17 protein-coding genes are annotated in these 18,167 nt (G+C 60.7%); 11 read left to right on the plus strand and 6 right to left on the minus strand.

From position 1 onward, the window contains the following. The first annotated feature begins 147 nt into the window (after positions 1-147). The 3 genes from rpoN (at position 148) to ptsN (ending at position 3,086) form a co-directional block, all read left to right on the plus strand. On the plus strand, positions 148-1,707 hold the full coding sequence (rpoN, locus tag ACPYOP_RS04625) for an RNA polymerase factor sigma-54 (protein WP_481409214.1): 1,560 nt from the start codon (positions 148-150) through the stop codon (positions 1,705-1,707). A 250-nt stretch (positions 1,708-1,957) separates the two neighbouring features. Next, on the plus strand, positions 1,958-2,533 hold the full coding sequence (gene hpf, locus ACPYOP_RS04630; protein ID WP_481409215.1) for a ribosome hibernation-promoting factor, HPF/YfiA family: 576 nt from the start codon (positions 1,958-1,960) through the stop codon (positions 2,531-2,533). Positions 2,534-2,621: 88 nt separating this feature from the next. Beyond that, positions 2,622-3,086 carry a PTS IIA-like nitrogen regulatory protein PtsN gene (ptsN, locus tag ACPYOP_RS04635; protein ID WP_120662806.1) on the plus strand — a complete coding sequence of 155 codons (465 nt, stop codon included), beginning with the start codon at positions 2,622-2,624 and terminating at the stop codon, positions 3,084-3,086. A gap of 93 nt (positions 3,087-3,179) precedes the next feature. Here ptsN and grpE read toward each other — a convergent pair whose 3' ends face one another. Beyond that, positions 3,180-3,821 (minus strand): nucleotide exchange factor GrpE, encoded by a 642-nt coding sequence (gene grpE, locus ACPYOP_RS04640; protein WP_481409216.1) that lies wholly within the window; start codon positions 3,819-3,821, stop codon positions 3,180-3,182. Between the two features lie 215 nt (positions 3,822-4,036). Between grpE and ACPYOP_RS04645 the strand changes: the two genes are divergently transcribed. Further along, positions 4,037-4,471 carry a GFA family protein gene (locus ACPYOP_RS04645; protein WP_481409217.1) on the plus strand — a complete coding sequence of 145 codons (435 nt, stop codon included), beginning with the start codon at positions 4,037-4,039 and terminating at the stop codon, positions 4,469-4,471. Positions 4,472-4,495: 24 nt separating this feature from the next. On the opposite strand, the gene hrcA is transcribed toward ACPYOP_RS04645, so the two are convergent. Continuing rightward, on the minus strand, positions 4,496-5,584 hold the full coding sequence (gene hrcA, locus ACPYOP_RS04650; RefSeq protein ID WP_481409218.1) for a heat-inducible transcriptional repressor HrcA: 1,089 nt from the start codon (positions 5,582-5,584) through the stop codon (positions 4,496-4,498). Positions 5,585-5,755: 171 nt separating this feature from the next. Between hrcA and rph the strand changes: the two genes are divergently transcribed. Genes rph through hemW form a run of 4 tightly spaced genes read left to right on the plus strand, consistent with a single transcriptional unit; the run spans position 5,756 to position 8,770 of the window. After that, positions 5,756-6,472: a ribonuclease PH gene (rph, locus tag ACPYOP_RS04655; RefSeq protein ID WP_481409219.1), complete on the plus strand. Its 717-nt coding sequence runs from the start codon at positions 5,756-5,758 to the stop codon at positions 6,470-6,472. A 12-nt stretch (positions 6,473-6,484) separates the two neighbouring features. Next, a complete protein-coding gene (locus ACPYOP_RS04660) occupies positions 6,485-6,901 on the plus strand; it encodes a VOC family protein (protein WP_481409220.1) in 417 nt (138 codons plus the stop codon). A gap of 11 nt (positions 6,902-6,912) precedes the next feature. Next, entirely contained in the window at positions 6,913-7,557 is a 645-nt protein-coding gene (gene rdgB / locus ACPYOP_RS04665; protein ID WP_481409221.1) for an RdgB/HAM1 family non-canonical purine NTP pyrophosphatase, read from the plus strand. Between the two features lie 37 nt (positions 7,558-7,594). Then, positions 7,595-8,770: a radical SAM family heme chaperone HemW gene (hemW, locus tag ACPYOP_RS04670; RefSeq protein WP_481409320.1), complete on the plus strand. Its 1,176-nt coding sequence runs from the start codon at positions 7,595-7,597 to the stop codon at positions 8,768-8,770. 283 nt (positions 8,771-9,053) lie between these two features. On the opposite strand, the gene dnaA is transcribed toward hemW, so the two are convergent. The 4 genes from dnaA to mutM all read right to left on the minus strand — a co-directional run bounded on the left by dnaA (position 9,054) and on the right by mutM (position 13,652). Then, a complete protein-coding gene (gene dnaA / locus ACPYOP_RS04675) occupies positions 9,054-10,604 on the minus strand; it encodes a chromosomal replication initiator protein DnaA (RefSeq protein ID WP_481409222.1) in 1,551 nt (516 codons plus the stop codon). An 873-nt stretch (positions 10,605-11,477) separates the two neighbouring features. Beyond that, the gene (gene rpsT, locus ACPYOP_RS04680) at positions 11,478-11,753 is read right to left on the minus strand and encodes a 30S ribosomal protein S20 (protein WP_004108374.1); all 276 of its coding nucleotides are present in this window, start codon (positions 11,751-11,753) and stop codon (positions 11,478-11,480) included. 193 nt (positions 11,754-11,946) lie between these two features. Then, on the minus strand, positions 11,947-12,720 hold the full coding sequence (locus ACPYOP_RS04685; protein ID WP_481409223.1) for an enoyl-CoA hydratase: 774 nt from the start codon (positions 12,718-12,720) through the stop codon (positions 11,947-11,949). Between the two features lie 41 nt (positions 12,721-12,761). Next, positions 12,762-13,652 (minus strand): bifunctional DNA-formamidopyrimidine glycosylase/DNA-(apurinic or apyrimidinic site) lyase, encoded by an 891-nt coding sequence (mutM, locus tag ACPYOP_RS04690; RefSeq protein WP_481409224.1) that lies wholly within the window; start codon positions 13,650-13,652, stop codon positions 12,762-12,764. Between the two features lie 246 nt (positions 13,653-13,898). On the opposite strand from mutM, the gene ubiE reads away from it, so the two are divergent. From ubiE to ACPYOP_RS04705, 3 genes are all read left to right on the plus strand, one after another. Beyond that, the gene (gene ubiE, locus ACPYOP_RS04695; RefSeq protein ID WP_481409225.1) at positions 13,899-14,675 is read left to right on the plus strand and encodes a bifunctional demethylmenaquinone methyltransferase/2-methoxy-6-polyprenyl-1,4-benzoquinol methylase UbiE; all 777 of its coding nucleotides are present in this window, start codon (positions 13,899-13,901) and stop codon (positions 14,673-14,675) included. Positions 14,676-14,737: 62 nt separating this feature from the next. Further along, positions 14,738-16,312 (plus strand): 2-polyprenylphenol 6-hydroxylase, encoded by a 1,575-nt coding sequence (gene ubiB, locus ACPYOP_RS04700; protein WP_481409226.1) that lies wholly within the window; start codon positions 14,738-14,740, stop codon positions 16,310-16,312. A 237-nt stretch (positions 16,313-16,549) separates the two neighbouring features. After that, entirely contained in the window at positions 16,550-18,133 is a 1,584-nt protein-coding gene (locus tag ACPYOP_RS04705) for an aromatic amino acid lyase (protein WP_481409227.1), read from the plus strand. The last annotated feature ends 34 nt before the right edge of the window (positions 18,134-18,167 follow it).

Below are 18,167 nucleotides of genomic sequence, written 5' to 3' on the forward strand. Positions count from 1 at the left end.
GCGCGCGGGAAATTTACTTCCGCTTCACAGTTCCGCTTGACCAAATCCCATAAAAAAGCAATTTTTGGGCCAGTTGGAATTTCGCGAAGATTTTATTAATGGAGAACGCGGAATCCCGAGGAGTTCAAGGGGAGTCCCGCGTCCGCCATGGCACTATCGGCCAATCTTTTCCTGCGCCAAAGCCAGAGCCTGGTAATGACTCCGCAACTGATGCAATCCATTCAGTTGCTGCAGATGACCCATTTCGAGCTGAGCCAGTTCATCGCGCTGGAAGTCGAGAAAAATCCGCTGCTCGAATTTGCGTCAAATGACGAGGATCTAGGCAGCAGCAGCGAACGCGAAGCCAAGGACGATCATTTCGACACCCAGGAAGAACCGCACGGGGACGATGGCTTCGAACGCGGTGCCGGCGAGCTTGCGAGCGACTGGTACGAAAACGACAATACCGGCAACGCCAAGCGACTGAGCGACGAGCTCGATACCAATTTCAACGATGTCTTTCCGGATGATGGCGTTCCGCAGCGCGCCGACGCGCCGGAATTGCTGAGCCAATGGAAATCCATGCCTGGCGGCGAGGCTGGCGAAAGCTATGACCTCGACGACTTCGTCGCCGGCCAGGTGTCGTTGCGCGATCATCTCTACGAACAGATCCCCTTCTCGCTGCCCGCCATGGGCGACCGGCTGATCGCCCAGCATCTCGTCGACCAGCTCGACGATGCGGGTTATCTGCGCGCCGATCTCGATGAAACAGCCGGTCGCCTCGGCACCACCCCGCAAGATGTGGAGCGGGTGCTGGATACCCTGCAGCAACTCGATCCGCCTGGCGTCTTTGCCCGCAGCCTCAGTGAATGCCTTGCAATCCAGCTCCGGCAGAAGGATCGCTTCGACCCGGCGATGGAACGCCTCGTCCAGAACCTGGAACTGCTCGCCCGGCGCGACTTTGCGACTCTGAAACGGCTCTGCGGCGTCGACGAGGAAGACCTGCTCGACATGATGGCGGAAATCCGCCAGCTGAATCCCAAGCCCGGCAGCGGCTTCGAGACCGAGATATCCGAGGCGATCATGCCCGATATCGTCGTGCGCCCGTCCGCCGACGGCAGCTGGCTGGTGGAGCTCAATCCCGATGCGCTGCCGCGCGTGCTGGTCAACCAATCCTACTTCGCCTGCGTTTCCAAGAATGGGCAGGACCACGCCTTCCTGTCGGAATGCCTGCAGAATGCCAACTGGCTGACCCGCAGCCTGGATCAGCGCGCCAAGACGATCATGAAGGTGGCGAGCGAGATCGTGCGGCAGCAGGACGCATTCCTCGTGCACGGCGTCGACCATCTGCGGCCGCTCAATCTGAAAACCGTGGCGGACGCCATCAAGATGCACGAGTCCACCGTCAGCCGCGTGACCTCGAACAAGTACATGCTGACGCCGCGCGGGCTGTTTGAGCTCAAATATTTCTTCACGGTTTCGATCAGCGCCGTTGCGGGCGGCGATAGTCACTCCGCCGAAGCCGTGCGCCACAAGATCCGCCTGCTGATCACCAATGAGAGCCCGGACGCGGTGCTGTCCGACGATGATATCGTCGATACGCTGAAGAAGGGCGGGATAGAGCTTGCTCGCCGCACGGTTGCAAAGTACCGGGAAGCCATGAACATCCCCTCCTCCGTTCAGCGGCGCCGTGAGAAGCGGGCTCTGGCCAAAGTTTCCGGTTTCTGATGACCGTCCACTATCAACCACAGGGTGCATATCTCCTAACAGTCCGTTAAGATGCAGTTGACTTTCGCATGCGGCAGAGCTAGAAGCCCGCCGCAATCGCTGCAGGACAGCACGACCATGAAACTTATCCCCACCATCCAAAAGGCGGTCGAAATACGCAATTTGCCTTTGACTGCGTGAAGTGCTTGGATGAGCTTGAGGCTTGGCGTAAACTGATACGCGCAATAACCACTACAAGAAGGGAAACTCCATGAGTGTGCGTGTCTCCGGTAAACATATGGAAATTGGCGATTCCTTCCGCCAACGGATTGAAGACCAGATCGGTATGGCCGTGACGAAATACTTCGACGGGGGGTATTCGGGTCAAGTGACTGTGCATAAGTCCAGTTCGCGCTTCGCGGCCGATTGCAAGCTTCACCTCGACAGCGGCGTGGTACTGCATGCCGCAGGGGAAGCTATGGACCCGCAGCTTGCTTTCGACGCCGCGTCCGAGCGTATCGAGAAACGCCTGCGCCGCTATAAACGCAAACTCAAGGACCATCAGGCCGCCAATCACATAAACGGGCAGGTCGAGGTCGCCTATACCGTGATGGACGGCATACCGGATGACGACGAGGAAATTCCCGCCGATTTCGCACCGGCGATCGTCGCCGAAAGCACGAAGCAATTGAAGACCATGTCGGTGGCGACTGCCGTGATGGCACTCGACATGACCGACGAACCGCTGCTGCTCTTCCGCAGCCCCGGCAACAAACACTTGAACATCGTCTACCGTCGTCAGGACGGTAACATTGGCTGGATCGACGCGGCCAATATCAAAGGCTGAGAATAGAAGATAAGCGGCGGCTGCGCATGATGGCAGCTGGCCGCCGCTTGCCCGTCATCGGTTCTCGGCGACACGAAGGATAAAGAGAATGGCATTGGCAGATTTGCTACAGCAAGATGCGATCATCCCCGCCTTGAAGGCAAATTCCAAAAAACAACTGCTTCAGGAGCTGGCCGCCAAAGCCTCCAAACTGACTGGACTGCCGGAGCGAGAAATCTTCGACGTCGTGCTGCAGCGTGAGCGCCTCGGCTCGACCGGCGTCGGCAACGGCATCGCCATTCCCCATGGCAAGCTCGCCAGTATCAGGTCCATCGCCGGCATTTTCGCGCGCCTCGAAGCGCCTGTCGATTTCGAGGCCCTGGACGATCAGCCCGTCGATCTCGTTTTCTTGCTGCTTGCGCCCGAAGGCGCGGGCGCAGACCATCTGAAGGCGCTGTCGCGCATCGCCCGTGTTCTGCGAGACCAGGATCTGGTCGCGAAGCTCCGCGCCACCGATTCCGCCTCCGCCATCTACGCGTTCCTTAACGAGGAGCAGGCTTCCAACGCTGCCTGATAGCTGGATCGCATCGGACCAAGGCAAAAATAAGAGCCGGATGATCTGACATCATCCGGCTCTTTTCTTTTGTTGCTGCTGCCCGAAAAAGGATCAGGCGTCTTTTTCATCCAGCGGGCTGTTGGCGCCCTGCTCGGCATTCTCGACGATCTTCGGGCCGCCCTTGGCGACGCCGACCATGGCCGGGCGCAGAACGCGTTCGCCAATGGCGAAGCCGGCCTGCACGACCTGGACGACCGTGTTGTTCGGCACCTCGGGATTTGGCACTTCGAACATGGCCTGGTGGAAATTGGGATCGAACTTCTGGCCGACCGGCTCCAGCTGGCGCACGCCGTGGCGCTCGAGAGCGGAGAGCATGGAACGCTCGGTCATCTCGACGCCTTCGATCAGCGTCTGCAGGCCGGCATCGCCGCCGGCGCGTGCTTCGGCCGGAATGGCATCCAACGTACGGCGCAGATTATCCGCCACGGAAAGCATGTCGCGGGCGAAGCTTGCCACGGAATAGGACTTTGCATCCTTCACATCGCGCTCGGTGCGGCGACGGAGGTTGTCCATCTCGGCAGCAAGACGCAGGTAGCGATCGCGCAGTTCGCCGTTCTCGGCCTTCAGCAGCTCAACCGGATCCGGCTGCGACGGCTCGGCCGCATCAACGGTTTCCGCTGCATCCTGCGCGAAATCCGCTGACGTGTCGGCCGCCGTGGCGTCAGGTCCGGTTTTTGTTGTTTCGTCGGTCATGACGGTCTCCGAATTGCTTGGTCTTTGGATGTGCCCGATATCGAGGTTTGTCCGGAAAAAATCAAGGCTTTGTCGAGAAGAACAGCCAATTCACGGCTTTGCGGCGGCAGCAATGCGCTTTCCCGCTCTTGGATGCCGTTCGAGACGTCGACTGTTCAGCCCTCTTCCCCGGTGGTATCCTGAAATGCATCTCAGCACAGCGTGGGGTGACATCAATGTCTAATGGCAAATCTCTTTCAGGCAAGTGTTTCTGTGGCGCAGTGGAAATTGCAGTCGAGGGCGAGCCACTGGCGATGGGCTACTGTCATTGCGATTCCTGCCGCGAATGGTCGGCAGGACCGGTCAATGCCTTTTCGCTCTGGCCGCCACAAGCGGTTCACGTCACCAGGGGCGCGGACAAGATCGGCAGCTACCAGAAAACCGAGAAGAGCGTGCGCAAGTGGTGCACGGTCTGCGGCGGTCATCTTTTGACCGAGCATCCGCCGTGGGGCGTGACCGATGTCTATGCCGCCATGCTGCCCGGCCTCGATTTTCAGCCGGCGTTTCACGTCAACTATGAAACCACAGTGCTGCACCTGAGTGACGGGCTGCCGAAGCAGAAGGATTTGCCGGTGGAAATGGGCGGATCGGGGATGCTGCTTCCCGATTGACCGCCGTCGCAAGATCCCGTCTCGTCAAATCCCCGGCCGCGTCAGCCGCGAAATCAGCTGCGCCGTATAATCAACCATGGGCACGATGCGGGCATAGTTCAGCCGCGTCGGGCCGATGACGCCGACCGCGCCGACGATGCGATCGTCGTCGTCACGATAGGGCGCGACGATCAGCGAGGAACCGGACAACGAGAAAAGCTTGTTTTCCGAACCGATGAAGATGCGCACGCCCGGCCCGCTTTCGGCGAGATTGAGGATCTCGATGAGGCTGTCCTTCTTCTCAAGGTCGTCGAAAAGAAGGCGCAAACGATCCAGATCCTCGGCGCCGCCGATTTCGGCAAGCAGATTGGAATGGCCTCGCACGATGAGCTGCGTCGGCTTGCCGTCGTCATCGCCGCCGGACCAGACAGCAATGCCGCGCTCGACCAGCTGATGAGACAGGCTGTCCAGCTCCTGGCGCACGCTCTGCTTGAGGCTCTGCAATTGCCGCCGCAGTTCCGGCAGCGTCTGACCGGTCATATGGGCGTTGAGGAAGTTGGCGGCTTCCGTCAGCTGCGACGAGGTCGTGCCGGCCGGCAGTTCGATGATGCGGTTTTCCACCTGATCGTGATCGCCGACGAGCACGGCAAGCGCCTTGGTCGGCTCCAGGCGAATGAATTCCACATGCTTCAACACAGGGTCGCTCTTGGACGTGATCACGAGACCGGCGCCGCGCGAAACGCCCGACAGCACCCGGCTTGCCTCCGACATGATCGATTCCATCGGCTGATCGCGATTGCTGCCGCGCACCTGCCTGTCGATATTGGCCCGGTCTTCGGCGGAGAGATCGCCGACCTGCATGAAGGCATCGACGAAGAAGCGCAGGCCTACCTGTGTCGGCAACCGTCCGGCGCTGACATGCGGCGAATAGATGAGCCCAAGCTCCTCCAGATCGCTCATGACATTGCGCACGGAAGCCGGCGAAAGGGACATGGGCAACAGGCGCGACAGATTGCGCGAACCCAGCGGCTCGCCATTTTCCAGATAGCCCTCGACGATGCGACGGAAGACTTCCTTGGAGCGTTCGTCCAGTGCAGCAATGACATCCGAGACCGACGATGTCGTGAATACCATTTCGCTGTCAGATCCATTCCGTTGAGCCTTAGGCAAAATATAATCATTCAGTTAGCAATGGCAAAAGGGAAAATGTCGCTGGAGGCGCGGACAGGTCTCGCAACCTGCTTTTCCTTTGCAAAAGCGGGCCGTGGGTCGTAGAAGCGGTCAACGAACTTTCAGGAGAGTGGAATGCGGCCTTCAGGCAGAAAAACCGACCAGATGCGCAAGGTGTCGTTCGAGCGCAATTTTTCCAAGCATGCGGAAGGCTCCTGCCTGGTGAAATTCGGCGATACGCATGTGCTCTGCACGGCAAGCCTGGAGGACAAGACGCCGCCATGGCTGCGCAACAGCGGCAAGGGCTGGGTCACGGCCGAATACGGCATGCTGCCGCGCGCGACCGGCGAGCGCATGAAGCGCGAAGCCGCTGCCGGCAAGCAGGGCGGCCGCACGCAGGAAATCCAGCGCCTCATCGGCCGGTCGCTGCGCGCCGTCGTCGACCTCAAGGAATTGGGCGAACGTCAAATCACCGTCGATTGCGACGTCATCCAGGCTGATGGCGGCACGCGCACGGCCTCGATCACCGGCGGCTGGATCGCGCTCTATGACTGCCTGAAGTGGATGGAAAGCCGCAACATGATCAAGGTCGAGCGCGTACTGAAGGATCACATCGCCGCCATCTCCTGCGGCATCTTCGCCGCCCAGCCTGTCATCGACCTCGACTATCTCGAGGATTCCTCGGCCGAAACCGATGCCAATTTCGTCATGACGGGCAAGGGCGGCATCGTCGAGATCCAGGGAACGGCTGAAGGCGCCCCCTTCAGCGAAGAGGAATTTGCCACGCTGATGCATCTTGCCAAGAACGGCATCGCCGAACTGGTGGAGCTCCAGAAGCAGGCCATCGCCTGAGGGTATTTTAGAATGGCAGACCCGGTCCTTGCAGGCGTCCTTGAAACTGCGCTTTACGCGGACGATCTCGATGCGGTGGAAGCCTTCTATGGCGGCATACTCGGACTGCGGAAGATCTCGCGTGGCGGCAATCGCCACGTCTTCTATCGCTGCGGGCCGGGCGTGCTCTTGATCTTCAACAGCGATGAGACGGTCATGCCGCATGAGCCGGGCGCCCTACCTGTGCCGCCGCACGGCACGAAGGGGCAGGGTCACGTCTGCTTTCGCCTCGACAACGACGAGATCGAGGCCATGGCGCAAAAGCTGAAGGCTGCCGGTATCGATATCGAAGCCGATTTTCACTGGCCGAACGGCGGCCGATCGATCTATTTCCGCGATCCGGCCGGCAACAGCCTGGAATGCGCCGAACCCCGCATCTGGGGCCTCTGACAGGACAGCACATGCGCAAGCTCGATACCAAGACCATCGTCGTCGCCAGCCACAATGCCGGCAAGATCCAGGAAATTCGCGATCTCATCGGCCCGCTGGGCTTTACCGCCAAGTCCGCCGCCGATCTCAATTTCATCGAGCCGGACGAGACGGGCACGACCTTCGAGGAAAATGCGACGATCAAGGCACTCGCCTCTGCGCACGCTTCCGGTCTGCCGGCTCTGTCGGACGATTCCGGCCTGGTCATCGATGCGCTTGGCGGCGATCCCGGCGTCTATACGGCCAACTGGGCGGAAAGGCCTGACGGCACGCGCGACTTTGCCATGGCGATGCAAAAGGTCGAGACAGCCCTGGAAAAGGCCGGCGCGACCTCGCCGGAGAACCGCACGGCCCGCTTCGTCAGCGTACTTTGCCTTGCCTGGCCGGATGGGCATACCGAGCTTTTCCGCGGCGAAGTGGAAGGCACGGTCGTCTGGCCGCCGCGCGGGGGCCAAGGCTTCGGCTACGACCCGGTCTTCCAGCCCAAGGGTTACGAGACCACCTTCGGGGAAATGAGCGCCGAGCAGAAGCATGGTTGGAAGCCCGGCGACGAGCAGGCACTGTCGCATCGCGCCCGCGCCTTCAAGACCTTTGTCGAAACCTGCCTGGAGGCGTAAGCTACCCCCCGTGGAAATCGTCGACACACAGGACCTGATGCGCGTGGCGCAATTGCTGCCCGATACCGGCGAACCCGGTTTCGGCGTCTATGTGCATTGGCCCTTCTGCGCGGCCAAGTGTCCCTACTGCGATTTCAATAGCCATGTCCGCCACCAGCCCGTTGACCAAGAGCGCTTCGCAGCCGCCTTCCTGAAGGAAATGGCGACGATGCGGATGATCAGCGGCCCGAAGACGGTCACCAGCGTCTTTCTCGGCGGCGGCACGCCTTCGCTGATGAAGCCGGAAACGGTTGCCGCGATCCTCGACGGCATCGCCAAGGCCTGGCATGTGCCCGATGGCATCGAGATCACCATGGAAGCCAATCCGTCCAGCGTCGAGGCGGAGCGCTTTCGTGGCTATCGCGCCGCCGGCGTCAATCGCGTGTCGATGGGCGTACAGGCGCTGAACGACCGTGACCTGAAATTCTTGGGCCGTCTGCACAATGTCGAGGATGCGCTGAAGGCGATCAGGCTGGCGCGCGAGATTTTTCCGCGCATGTCCTTCGATCTCATCTATGCCCGCCCGAACCAGACCGTCGAGGAATGGGAGCGCGAGCTAAAGGAGGCGATGTCCTATGCGGTCGATCACCTCTCGCTCTATCAGCTGACGATCGAGGAAGGCACGCCCTTCTACGGCCTGCACAAGGCCGGAAAGCTGATCGTGCCCGATGGCGACCAATCCGCGCTGCTCTATGAGGCGACGCAGGAAATTACCGAGCGCGAGGGCATGCCGGCCTACGAGGTTTCCAATCACGCGCGTCCCGGCGCCGAGAGCCGGCATAACCTCACCTATTGGCGCTATGGCGACTATGCCGGGATCGGCCCCGGCGCGCATGGCCGCCTGACCCGAGGCCCGCAGAAGCTTGCGACGGCGACCGAACGAAAGCCGGAAAGCTGGCTTGAGATGGTCGAGCGCGACGGCCACGGCATGATCGACCAGGAAATGCTCGGATTCGATGAACAGGCCGACGAATTGCTGCTGATGGGCCTGCGGCTTCGGGAAGGCGTCGATCTCGCCCGCTGGCAGCAGCTTTCCGGGCGCGACCCCGATCCGCAGCGCGAGGCGTTTTTACTGGAACACGGTTTCATCGAGCGGATCGGCAATTCCCGCCTGCGCTGCACGCCGGCGGGAATGCTGGTTCTCGACTCTGTAGTTGCCGATCTCGCCTGTTAATTACTTCCCCCTTGAGGGCAGGCAATCGCATATGAAATGAAGCCGCTGCCGCACATCCCTTCTCCCCTCAAGGAGAAGGGCCGCCCTTCGACGAGCTCGACAGGCGGATAGGGGGTGCCAAAAGTGCGAAAATCCCCGCATTCAAATCGTCAGCCCCTCATCCGGCCCTTCGGGTCATCTTCTCCCCTGAGGAGACGGAAGTTGCGGCGCCGATATGCCTCACAAAAGAAACGGCCGGCGGTTAGGCCGGCCGTGAAACACGGAGTAAATGCTGTCCGCGCGCTTACTCGTTGATGAGGCGCTTCAGCAGCTCGATTTCGTGCGACAGCTTGCTATCGCCGGAGATCAGTTCCTCGATCTTGCGCACGGCGTGCAGAACGGTCGTATGATCGCGGCCACCGAAACGTCGGCCGATTTCCGGGAAGGAACGCGGCGTCAGGGTCTTCGACAGATACATGGCGATCTGGCGCGGCTTGACGATGACGCGCGTGCGGCGGTTGGAGACCAGTTCCTGGCGCGAGACATTGTAGTGGCGCGCCACGACGCGCTGGATGTCCTCGATGCGGACGCGGCGCGGCTCACCGGAGCCGACCAGATGCGCCAGCAGTTCATCGACGCGCTCGACCGTCAGGTTCGGCTCGAAGGAGCGACGGAAGATGAGCTGGTTGAAGGCTCCTTCCAGCTCGCGACCACTTGCCGTGACATTGCGCGCGACATGAGACAGAAGCTCCGCCGGAATTTCCAGCGACGGATCGTCCTGACGGGCAGCGTCGAGGCGGCGCTTGAGGATCTCAAGACGCATTTCATAGTCCGGTGCCTCGACTTCGATGGCGACACCGCCCTGCAGACGCGAACGCACGCGCGGGTCGAGCGATTCCAGCTCCCAGGGAGCGCGATCGGCAGCGACGACGACCTGCTTGGCGCTGTCGAGCAGCATATTGAGCAGGTGGCAGAACTCGTGCTGGATCATCTTGCCCTGCAGGAACTGCATGTCGTCGATGATGAGCAGATCAATGTTGCGCAGCGAATCCTTCAGCGTCAGCGCATCATTGTCGCGGATCGCGGTTGCGAAGCGCCACATGAAGTATTCCGCCGTCAGATAGACCACGCGCAGGCCGCGTGGGTTCTGCACGGCGGCATTGGCGATCGCCTGCAGAAGATGCGTCTTGCCGAGGCCGACCGTCGCATGAACGAAGAGCGGGTTGAAGCGCACGGCGCCCGTACCGGCTTCGGCGATGGTCTTTGCAGCGGCAAGGCCGACGCGGTTCGAGCTGCCTTCGACGAAGGTATCGAAGGTGAAGCGGGAATCGAGCGGAGAGCCGAATAGCGGCGAGCCTGCCGTTGCTGGCCGCGCAGCGGCGACGGCATTCACGGCCTGTGCCACCGCATGGCCCGCCGGCTGCGCGGCGGGACGGCGGATCGGCGCCACAGCCGCCTGATCCGGCAATGCCGGCTGCTCGTCGGTGCTGGGCTTCGCGCTGTGCCGCGTCGCGGTGCGGACCAGAATTTCGACTTTCAGGATCTCGGCATCCTCAGCCTGGAACAGGCTGGTGATCAGATCGAGATAACGATTGTTGATCCACGACTTTAAAAAGGTCGTCGGAACTGTGAGACGAACGACGCTCTTCGATACCGAATGGAGCTTGAGCCTTGCGAACCAGCTGGCGTAGACATCGGGTCCAACCTGGGCCTTCAAGCGCGCGCTAACGCGCTCGAACAGATTATTTTGCGCCACGTCACCCTTTTCCCCCGCCGCTTCTAAGCAAACCGCACCGAACGCCTGCGCATTGTCCCCATTCTCCAACGCACCCGTCGTCCTCGTATGTATCTGCATATAATGCCGCCTTCCAAGTCTCTTATAGGGCGGGAGAGCAATGCACCGCCGCCCCTAGGTTCTTCGCCATAGCATGACAATCGCGCCCGTTGTCCCAAGCAGCGCCGCATACCGGTTCATCAGCCATGCCCGACCAACGGGCGTTACAGAAAGACTGTGGCGAAAACCGCTCTTAAAGCAGCCTTCACCCCCGAGTACCCGCAACTGGAGCAACAATCGGCCCTCGTATTCCGAGCGCTGCCCCGATGACTGTCAATTTTTCTCCCCTCCCCGCAGCCACGCCACTAACTCCGGCTGCAAAGGACAGACAAGCTTCCTCGTTCCGAAAGCGTTGCCGCTTCCAGCTTTAACTCGTCAACTGTTTGAAAAAACGGAGCTGAACTGCTCCGTCACAAGAGACAAAACCACCCACGCCGCCGTAAATGACGGTGTTTGCCGAAGCCGTTTAAGGTGAAATCCGCGCCCCTTGTTGAAATGCATTTAGGCAGGATCGCGGGCAGATATCAACGATGAATTTTACACAAAATTAAGAGGCAGCCATTGACTCCGGAGGCCATTTTTGACTGTCACAAGCCCTTCAAAAAAGAATCGCTGTTGAATCAAAGAGATTCCCGACAAATGCGATTCCCACAGGTTTCAAAACAAAAAAAATAAAAAATCCCTTGACTCACTTGTGAGCCGGCAATGCGTCATGCAGATCACCCAGCGCTGAGATATCCTGCTGTAAACCTTTGTTTTCAAAGGTATATTTCTGTCACGCCAATGACATGAACGGCCGGTTATTTTTGGCAATGCGGCAATTTTTTGGCCGAATCCAAAAAGCCCGGCACAAGGGCCGGGCTTAAGTCTAACGACGGAATCGTTAATGGAAAGTTACGCGGTCGGGGCCGAAAGGGCCTTCACACGCTTGGCAAGACGCGAAACCTTGCGGGAAGCAGTGTTGGCGTGAAGCACGCCCTTGGTGGCTGCGCGAGCCAGTTCCGGCTGGGCAGCAACGAAAGCTGCCTTTGCGCGATCCGCATCACCCGATGCGATGGCTTCTTCGACCTGGCGAACGAACGTGCGAACGCGCGAGCGACGAGCCTTGTTGACATCGGTGCGGCGGGCGATCTTGCGGGTCGCTTTTTTCGCCGAGGTAGTATTGGCCATGTATGCCTCTCTTAGAATTCGAACAAAACTCCATCGTTGCGGCGCGGGCCTTGCGGCCAACTTCATCCAGCAATGCGGGAGCAATTGCGGAAAACCAGAGCGGCTTTCCAAACTGTGGCGGGCATATAACCGGAATGAGCCCCGCCGTCAACGCGGATTCTCGCCAAACCCGTGTAATTCCGGAATCTCAGCCTCACCGGTTCTTGAAGGATGGCTTGCGCTTCTCGACGAAGGCCGTCATGCCTTCCTTCTGGTCCTGCGTGGCGAACAGGCTGTGGAACAGGCGGCGCTCAAAGCGCAACCCCTCCTCGAGCGTGGTCTCCAGGGCGCGATTGACCGCTTCCTTGGCCATGAGCACGGAAGGACGGGAATGAGAGGCAATCTTGGCGGCCGCCGCCATTGCCTCGTCCAAGAGCTTGTCAGCCGGCACGACGCGCGCCACCAGGCCCGAACGCTCGGCCTCAGCCGCATCCATCATCCGGCCGGTCAGCACCAGATCCATTGCCTTTGCCCTGCCGACGGCGCGGGTCAGGCGCTGCGAGCCGCCCATACCGGGGATGACGCCGAGGGTGATTTCCGGCTGGCCGAACTTGGCCGTTTCGGCGGCGATGATGAAATCGCACATCATGGCCAGTTCGCAACCGCCGCCGAGCGCAAAGCCTGCGACTGCCGCGATGACGGGCTTGCGGGCATTGGCGATCTCAGCCCAGCCGCTGAAGAAATCGTTCTTGTAGGCGTCGACGAAATCGAGCGACTGCATTTCCTTGATATCGGCACCGGCGGCGAAGGCCTTTTCTGAACCTGTCAGCACGATCGCGCCGATGGCATCATCCTGGTGAAAGGCGGCATAGGCCTGCTTCAGCTCGGAAAGCACGGCGGAATTCAGCGCATTCAGCGCCTGCGGCCGATTGAGCCTGACAAGGCCGACAGCCCCATGAGTTTCGACGATGAGGGTTTCGTAAGACACCTGTTCTCTCCCTTTTCTATTGTTTCACCTTCGGCCTTCAATCAACTTTGGCAGGAGGCGCAATAGAAAGAAGAGCGACCTGCCTGGACGATGCGGCTGACCGTACCGCCGCAGCCGGGCGTACTGCAAGGCTGGGCTTCGCGATCATAGACGGAAAAGGAATGCTGGAAGTAACCGAGCGAGCCGTCCGTCTGGATATGATCGCGCAGCGACGAGCCGCCCGCAGCAATCGCATCGGCAATCACCTCGCGGATAGCGTCGACCAGCGTCAGCAGTGCCTCCGCCGGCTTGCCGCTATCGGCGACCAGCGTGCCGGCGGCGCGCAGCGGCGACAGATGCGAACGCCAAAGCGCCTCGCATACATATATATTGCCGAGACCGGCGATATTCTTCTGGTCGAGAAGCGCGCTCTTCAGCGGCTGCGCCTTGCCGGCAAAGCGCTTAGCCAGATAATCAGCATCGAGTTCATTGCCCGTGGGCTCCGGGCCGAGATCGCGGAAGAAGGGATGGCTGACCATATCGGCCCGCCTGACGATATCCATGAAGCCGAAGCGGCGCGGATCATTATAGATGACACGCGCATCGCTATTGCCACGCGCCAGATGGAAGACGACATGATCGTGCTTCTCATCCTTCGACCGGGGATGATGAAAGGCGCCGGGCGCCTCGGCCGCAGTACCCGCCTCGACCCGGAACGAACCGGACATGCCGAGATGGGCGACGATAGTCATTCCATCGTCGAGATCGATCAGCAGGTATTTGGCGCGGCGCGACAGCGACGTGATGCCGCGCCCCGAAACATGCCGAGCGAAGTCGGCCGGGAACGGAAAGCGCAGATCATTGCGGCGCAGTTCCAGCTCCTTCAGAACGGCGCCCTCCATGGAAGGCGCCAGCCCCCGTCTGACGGTTTCGACCTCTGGTAATTCCGGCATGGCTATCCATCTTTATGTTTCAACCGCTTATGATCTGAGCTATAGCCCAAGGCATTGCGGCTGGTGATCAAGCTGATGAGATAGCGTGGCAAATGCGATTTCGCTATGGTCCGCCGCTGAGTACTGCGTAATTCCTTAAATCGGAATCGGTTTAAGGATTAAATTATGCAGCAGATTTAAAGTGCTGCAGCGACCTTTGCGCGTCACATGTGACGCGCGGCGCTGTCGTGTAACGGAGTAGAGCCGATGGCAGAAAGCCGCACCTCCGCCGATGGCGGCATGGAAACATCCTATGGCTTCCGCGAAGTAGCCGATGGCGAAAAGCAGGGCCTCGTCAACGAGGTGTTCCACAAGGTCGCCAAGCGCTACGACGTCATGAACGATGTCATGTCCATGGGTATGCATCGCGCCTGGAAGGATGCGATGATCGCGGCGCTCAACCCGCGCAAGGATCCCGCCTACAAGACCCTCGATGTTGCGGGCGGCACTGGCGACATCGCCTTCCGCATCGTGGAAGCTTCGAACCGGCTGGCGCATGCAACCGTGCTCGACATCAACGGCTCGATGCTCGCCGTCGGCGCCGAGCGTGCAGAAAAGAAAAAGCTTTCAGACAACCTCACCTTCGTCGAGGCGAATGCCGAAGAGCTTCCCTTCGAGCCGAACTCCTTCGACGCCTATACGATCGCTTTCGGCATCCGAAACGTGCCGCATATCGATGTCGCATTGAAAGAAGCCTACCGGGTTCTCAAGCGCGGCGGCCGGCTGCTGGTGCTCGAATTCTCCGAAGTCGATCTGCCGCTGCTCGATCGCGTCTACGACGCCTGGTCCTTCAACGCCATTCCAAAGTTCGGCAAGGCGATCACAGGCGAGGCCGAGCCCTACCAGTATCTGGTGGAATCGATCCGCAAGTTCCCGAACCAGCAGGACTTCGCGACGATGATCCGCGAGGCCGGCTTTTCCCGCGTGAGCTTCACCAATTACACCGGCGGCATCGCCGCGCTGCACTCCGGCTGGAAGCTCTGAAGCATGATGTCGAGCCATATCATGCGGCTGACGGCCTCCGCTCTTCGAGACCTTGAGACGCTATGAGTGCTTTCAACGCATATTTCGGCCTCGTCCGGGTCGGCTGGGTGCTCGTGCGCGAAGGCGTGGTCATGGCGCTGCCATCGGAGGGACTGCCGCCCTCCGTCAGCCTTGCCAAATCCTTCGTCAGCATCTTCGCCCGCAGGAAGGCGAAGAGCCAGGCCCGCAGCGACCGGCTTGCCAAGGCGGTCGAGCGGCTTGGGCCGTCCTATGTGAAGATCGGCCAATTCCTGGCAACGCGCCCCGATGTCGTCGGCGTCGACATGGCCAACGACCTGTCGCAGCTCCAGGACCGCATGGCCTTCTTTCCGCATGATACGGCAACGGCGGCCATCGAAGCCTCGCTCGGCCGGCGGATCGACGATCTCTATGTCAAATTCGGCGAACCGATCGCCGCCGCTTCGATCGCCCAGGTACATCCGGCCGAAATCGAGACGGTCGAAGGCCGCAAGCGCGTTGCCGTCAAGGTGGTCCGACCAGGCGTTCGCCAGCGCTTTTCCAACGATATCAAGGCGATGTATCTTGTCGCCGGAATGCAGGAGCGCTTCATGCCCTCCAGCCGACGCCTTCGACCGGTGGAAGTGACGAAGACGCTCGAGCAGACCACCAAGGTCGAGATGGATCTGCGCCTGGAGGCGGCGGCCCTCTCGGAAATCGCCGAGAATACCGAGAAGGATCCGGGTTTCCGCGTTCCGAAGGTCGATTGGGAACGCACCGGACGCGATGTCATCACCATGGAGTGGATCGACGGCGTGAAGATGTCCGACGTCGAGGGGCTGACGGCCGCCGGCCATGATCTCAACGTGCTTGCCGATACGCTGATCCAGTCCTTCCTTCGCCATACGCTGCGCGACGGCTTCTTCCATGCCGACATGCATCCCGGCAATCTCTTCGTCGATCCCACCGGTATGATCGTCGCCGTCGACATGGGCATCGTCGGGCGGCTCGGCAGGAAGGAACGCCGCTTCCTTGCCGAAATTCTCTACGGCTTCATCACCCGCGATTATATCCGGGTTGCCGAGGTACACTTCGAAGCGGGCTACGTGCCCTCCCATCACAATACGGAGAGTTTTGCCCAGGCCATCCGTGCCATCGGCGAGCCGATCCATGGCCAGCCGGCCGAAACCATCTCCATGGGCAAGCTTTTGACCCTGCTCTTCGAAGTGACCGAACTCTTCGACATGGAAACACGGCCGGAGCTCGTCATGTTGCAGAAGACCATGGTTGTCGTCGAGGGCGTGTCGCGCATGCTCAATCCGCGCTTCAACATGTGGAAGGCTTCGGAACCGGTCGTCGGCGACTGGATCCGCACCAATCTCGGCCCGAAACGGATCATGACCGATCTGCGAGACGGCTTGAAGGCAGCCGTGAAGCTCGCCGAAGCGGCACCCGAGATCGCCGCCAAGACCGAGAAATTCCACCACGAGCTCCTCGCCATGAGCGAAAACGGCCTGCGTTTCGACCCGCAGACGGCGGAAGCGATCGGCAAGGCCGAGGCCAAGCATAGCCGCTCCGGTCGTTTCGCGCTGTGGGTGATCGCGCTGACGCTTCTCTACATCGCCTGGCATTTGAGCTGACCGGCAAGACTTGCCCCTGCATCAGTCGAAATAACATGGGCTGATGCGGGAGCGGCGTTTGCCTTCGCCTGCCTTTCGTGTCGCTGAAGATATATACCCGGGCAAACATAGAGTTGCGCGTCGGTCTGACTCGTCCGAAAATTCATCGGCACGCTCACCGATCGAGGTGTTCGCCATTTGGGATATCCCATTGGCGTTGGGGCTCGCGTAGCCTTGCGGAAAAGGAGAATAACGGACATGGAGCGTCAGCGAGCCGGCATCGAACTCAGCGGCCAACCCTTGGGGTTCAGCGATCTGGTGCGGATCGGGGCCGGCGTTGCACTGCCTTGGGCATCGGAAAGCGGCATGGCCCGGGTGCGGCTCGCGCGCGGCGTCCTTGAAAGCACGATCCAATCCGGCATGCCGGTCTATGGCTCCACGACAGGTGTTGGCGCCATGAAGGATGTCGAGTGGTCGCCGGAAGATCTCGATACCTTCAATCTCGGCCTCGTTCGCGCCCATCATTTCGGCACGGGCGCGCCCTTCTCCATGTCGGTCGTTCGCAATGCGATGGCGATCCGGATCAATACCGCTTTGACCGGCAAGGTCGGATGCTCGCAGGAGCTGATTGAGGCCTATTTGCAGCTGCTCAGCGCGGATGTCATTCCGGTCGTCCGACGCACAGGCTCGATCGGCTGCGCGGATATCGGTCTGATGGGACAGATCGGCGCGGTTCTGACCGGCGTCGGCGAGGCCGTCTATCGCGGCCGGCGCATGCAGGCCGCCGATGCCTTCGATGCCGCCGGCATCGCTCCTGTCAGGATGATGCCGCGCGACAGCCTGGCTTCGCTCAGCGTCAATGCCGTCAGCTTTGCCGCCGCCGCCGAAACAACCCGTAATGCCGCCGCCTCGATCCGCGTCCTGCTTGCGACCGGCATGATGGCGGCTGGCGCACTCGGCGCTTCGCGCGATCCCTGGATTTCCGTGCGCCATGTCGGCACTGCTCGAGAAGCCCTGATCGGCGCCTGGCTGTGTAATGCCTCGGATGAATGGCCCTGGCCGGTCGCGACCCATGTGCAGGATCCGCTGAGCCTGCGCATGATCGCCCAGGTCTTCGGCGCCGTCATCGAAAACCTTTTGACCGCCGGCCACAAGATCCTTGCCGCCACCGGTCGCTCCGACGACAATCCCGTCATCGTCGATGGGCGCGTCATGACCTCGGGCGGCTCGCTGCCGCTCGATGTCACCATTCTGCTCGAAGCGGCCGTCATCTGCATGGCCCATGCCGCCCGCAATGCCTTCAATCGCTGCGTGCTGCTCGGCAACGGCCAGCGACGCGGCCTGCCCGTCAATCTCGTGCCCGAAGGCAGGATCGCCACCGGCTTCGGTCCGATCATCAAGCTCGCCGGCGAGATCTTCTCGCGCGTTCTGTCCATGTCCAATCCGGTCTCGGCGCAGTCCCTCGTCGTGGCGGCCGGCATGGAAGACGAGGCTGCCTTCCTGCCGCTCGTCATCGAACGTTTCGAGCGGCAGATGCGGGCACTGAAGCGTCTGGCCGCTCTTGAAGCGCTGCTATCGGCCCAGGCGATGGACATTCTCGGCGACAAGCCGGAGGGCGTCGCGCGCATGCTCTACGACGTCGTGCGCAAGCATGCGGATTTCTATGTGGTCGACCGGCCCCTTTCGGCCGAGGTCGAGGCGATCGAGGAGGAGCTGGCCTCCGAGGCTTTCATTTCGGAAATGATCGCCCACAAGCCGATCCTCGCCTATGATGACTTCTTCGCGCTCGGCTCTCTGGAGCGGGTCGAAGAGCGGCTTTATCACGACACCGTTGCCATCTGAAACAACCGACGAGCCCAACCGACAAGCGGAGAGA

It is taken from the genome of Rhizobium sp. KNZ2-6A (assembly GCF_056755475.1).

Excerpts from the sequence above, each read along its gene's own strand:
- rpoN (WP_481409214.1), top strand. The coding sequence starts at position 148 with ATGGCACTATCGGCCAATCTTTTCCTGCGCCAAAGCCAGAGCCTGGTA.
- hpf (WP_481409215.1), top strand. The coding sequence starts at position 1,958 with ATGAGTGTGCGTGTCTCCGGTAAACATATGGAAATTGGCGATTCCTTC.
- ptsN (WP_120662806.1), top strand. The coding sequence starts at position 2,622 with ATGGCATTGGCAGATTTGCTACAGCAAGATGCGATCATCCCCGCCTTG.
- grpE (WP_481409216.1), bottom strand. The coding sequence starts at position 3,821 with ATGACCGACGAAACAACAAAAACCGGACCTGACGCCACGGCGGCCGAC.
- ACPYOP_RS04645 (WP_481409217.1), top strand. The coding sequence starts at position 4,037 with ATGTCTAATGGCAAATCTCTTTCAGGCAAGTGTTTCTGTGGCGCAGTG.
- hrcA (WP_481409218.1), bottom strand. The coding sequence starts at position 5,584 with ATGGTATTCACGACATCGTCGGTCTCGGATGTCATTGCTGCACTGGAC.
- rph (WP_481409219.1), top strand. The coding sequence starts at position 5,756 with ATGCGGCCTTCAGGCAGAAAAACCGACCAGATGCGCAAGGTGTCGTTC.
- ACPYOP_RS04660 (WP_481409220.1), top strand. The coding sequence starts at position 6,485 with ATGGCAGACCCGGTCCTTGCAGGCGTCCTTGAAACTGCGCTTTACGCG.
- rdgB (WP_481409221.1), top strand. The coding sequence starts at position 6,913 with ATGCGCAAGCTCGATACCAAGACCATCGTCGTCGCCAGCCACAATGCC.
- hemW (WP_481409320.1), top strand. The coding sequence starts at position 7,595 with ATGCGCGTGGCGCAATTGCTGCCCGATACCGGCGAACCCGGTTTCGGC.
- dnaA (WP_481409222.1), bottom strand. The coding sequence starts at position 10,604 with ATGCAGATACATACGAGGACGACGGGTGCGTTGGAGAATGGGGACAAT.
- rpsT (WP_004108374.1), bottom strand. The coding sequence starts at position 11,753 with ATGGCCAATACTACCTCGGCGAAAAAAGCGACCCGCAAGATCGCCCGC.
- mutM (WP_481409224.1), bottom strand. The coding sequence starts at position 13,652 with ATGCCGGAATTACCAGAGGTCGAAACCGTCAGACGGGGGCTGGCGCCT.
- ubiE (WP_481409225.1), top strand. The coding sequence starts at position 13,899 with ATGGCAGAAAGCCGCACCTCCGCCGATGGCGGCATGGAAACATCCTAT.
- ubiB (WP_481409226.1), top strand. The coding sequence starts at position 14,738 with ATGAGTGCTTTCAACGCATATTTCGGCCTCGTCCGGGTCGGCTGGGTG.
- ACPYOP_RS04705 (WP_481409227.1), top strand. The coding sequence starts at position 16,550 with ATGGAGCGTCAGCGAGCCGGCATCGAACTCAGCGGCCAACCCTTGGGG.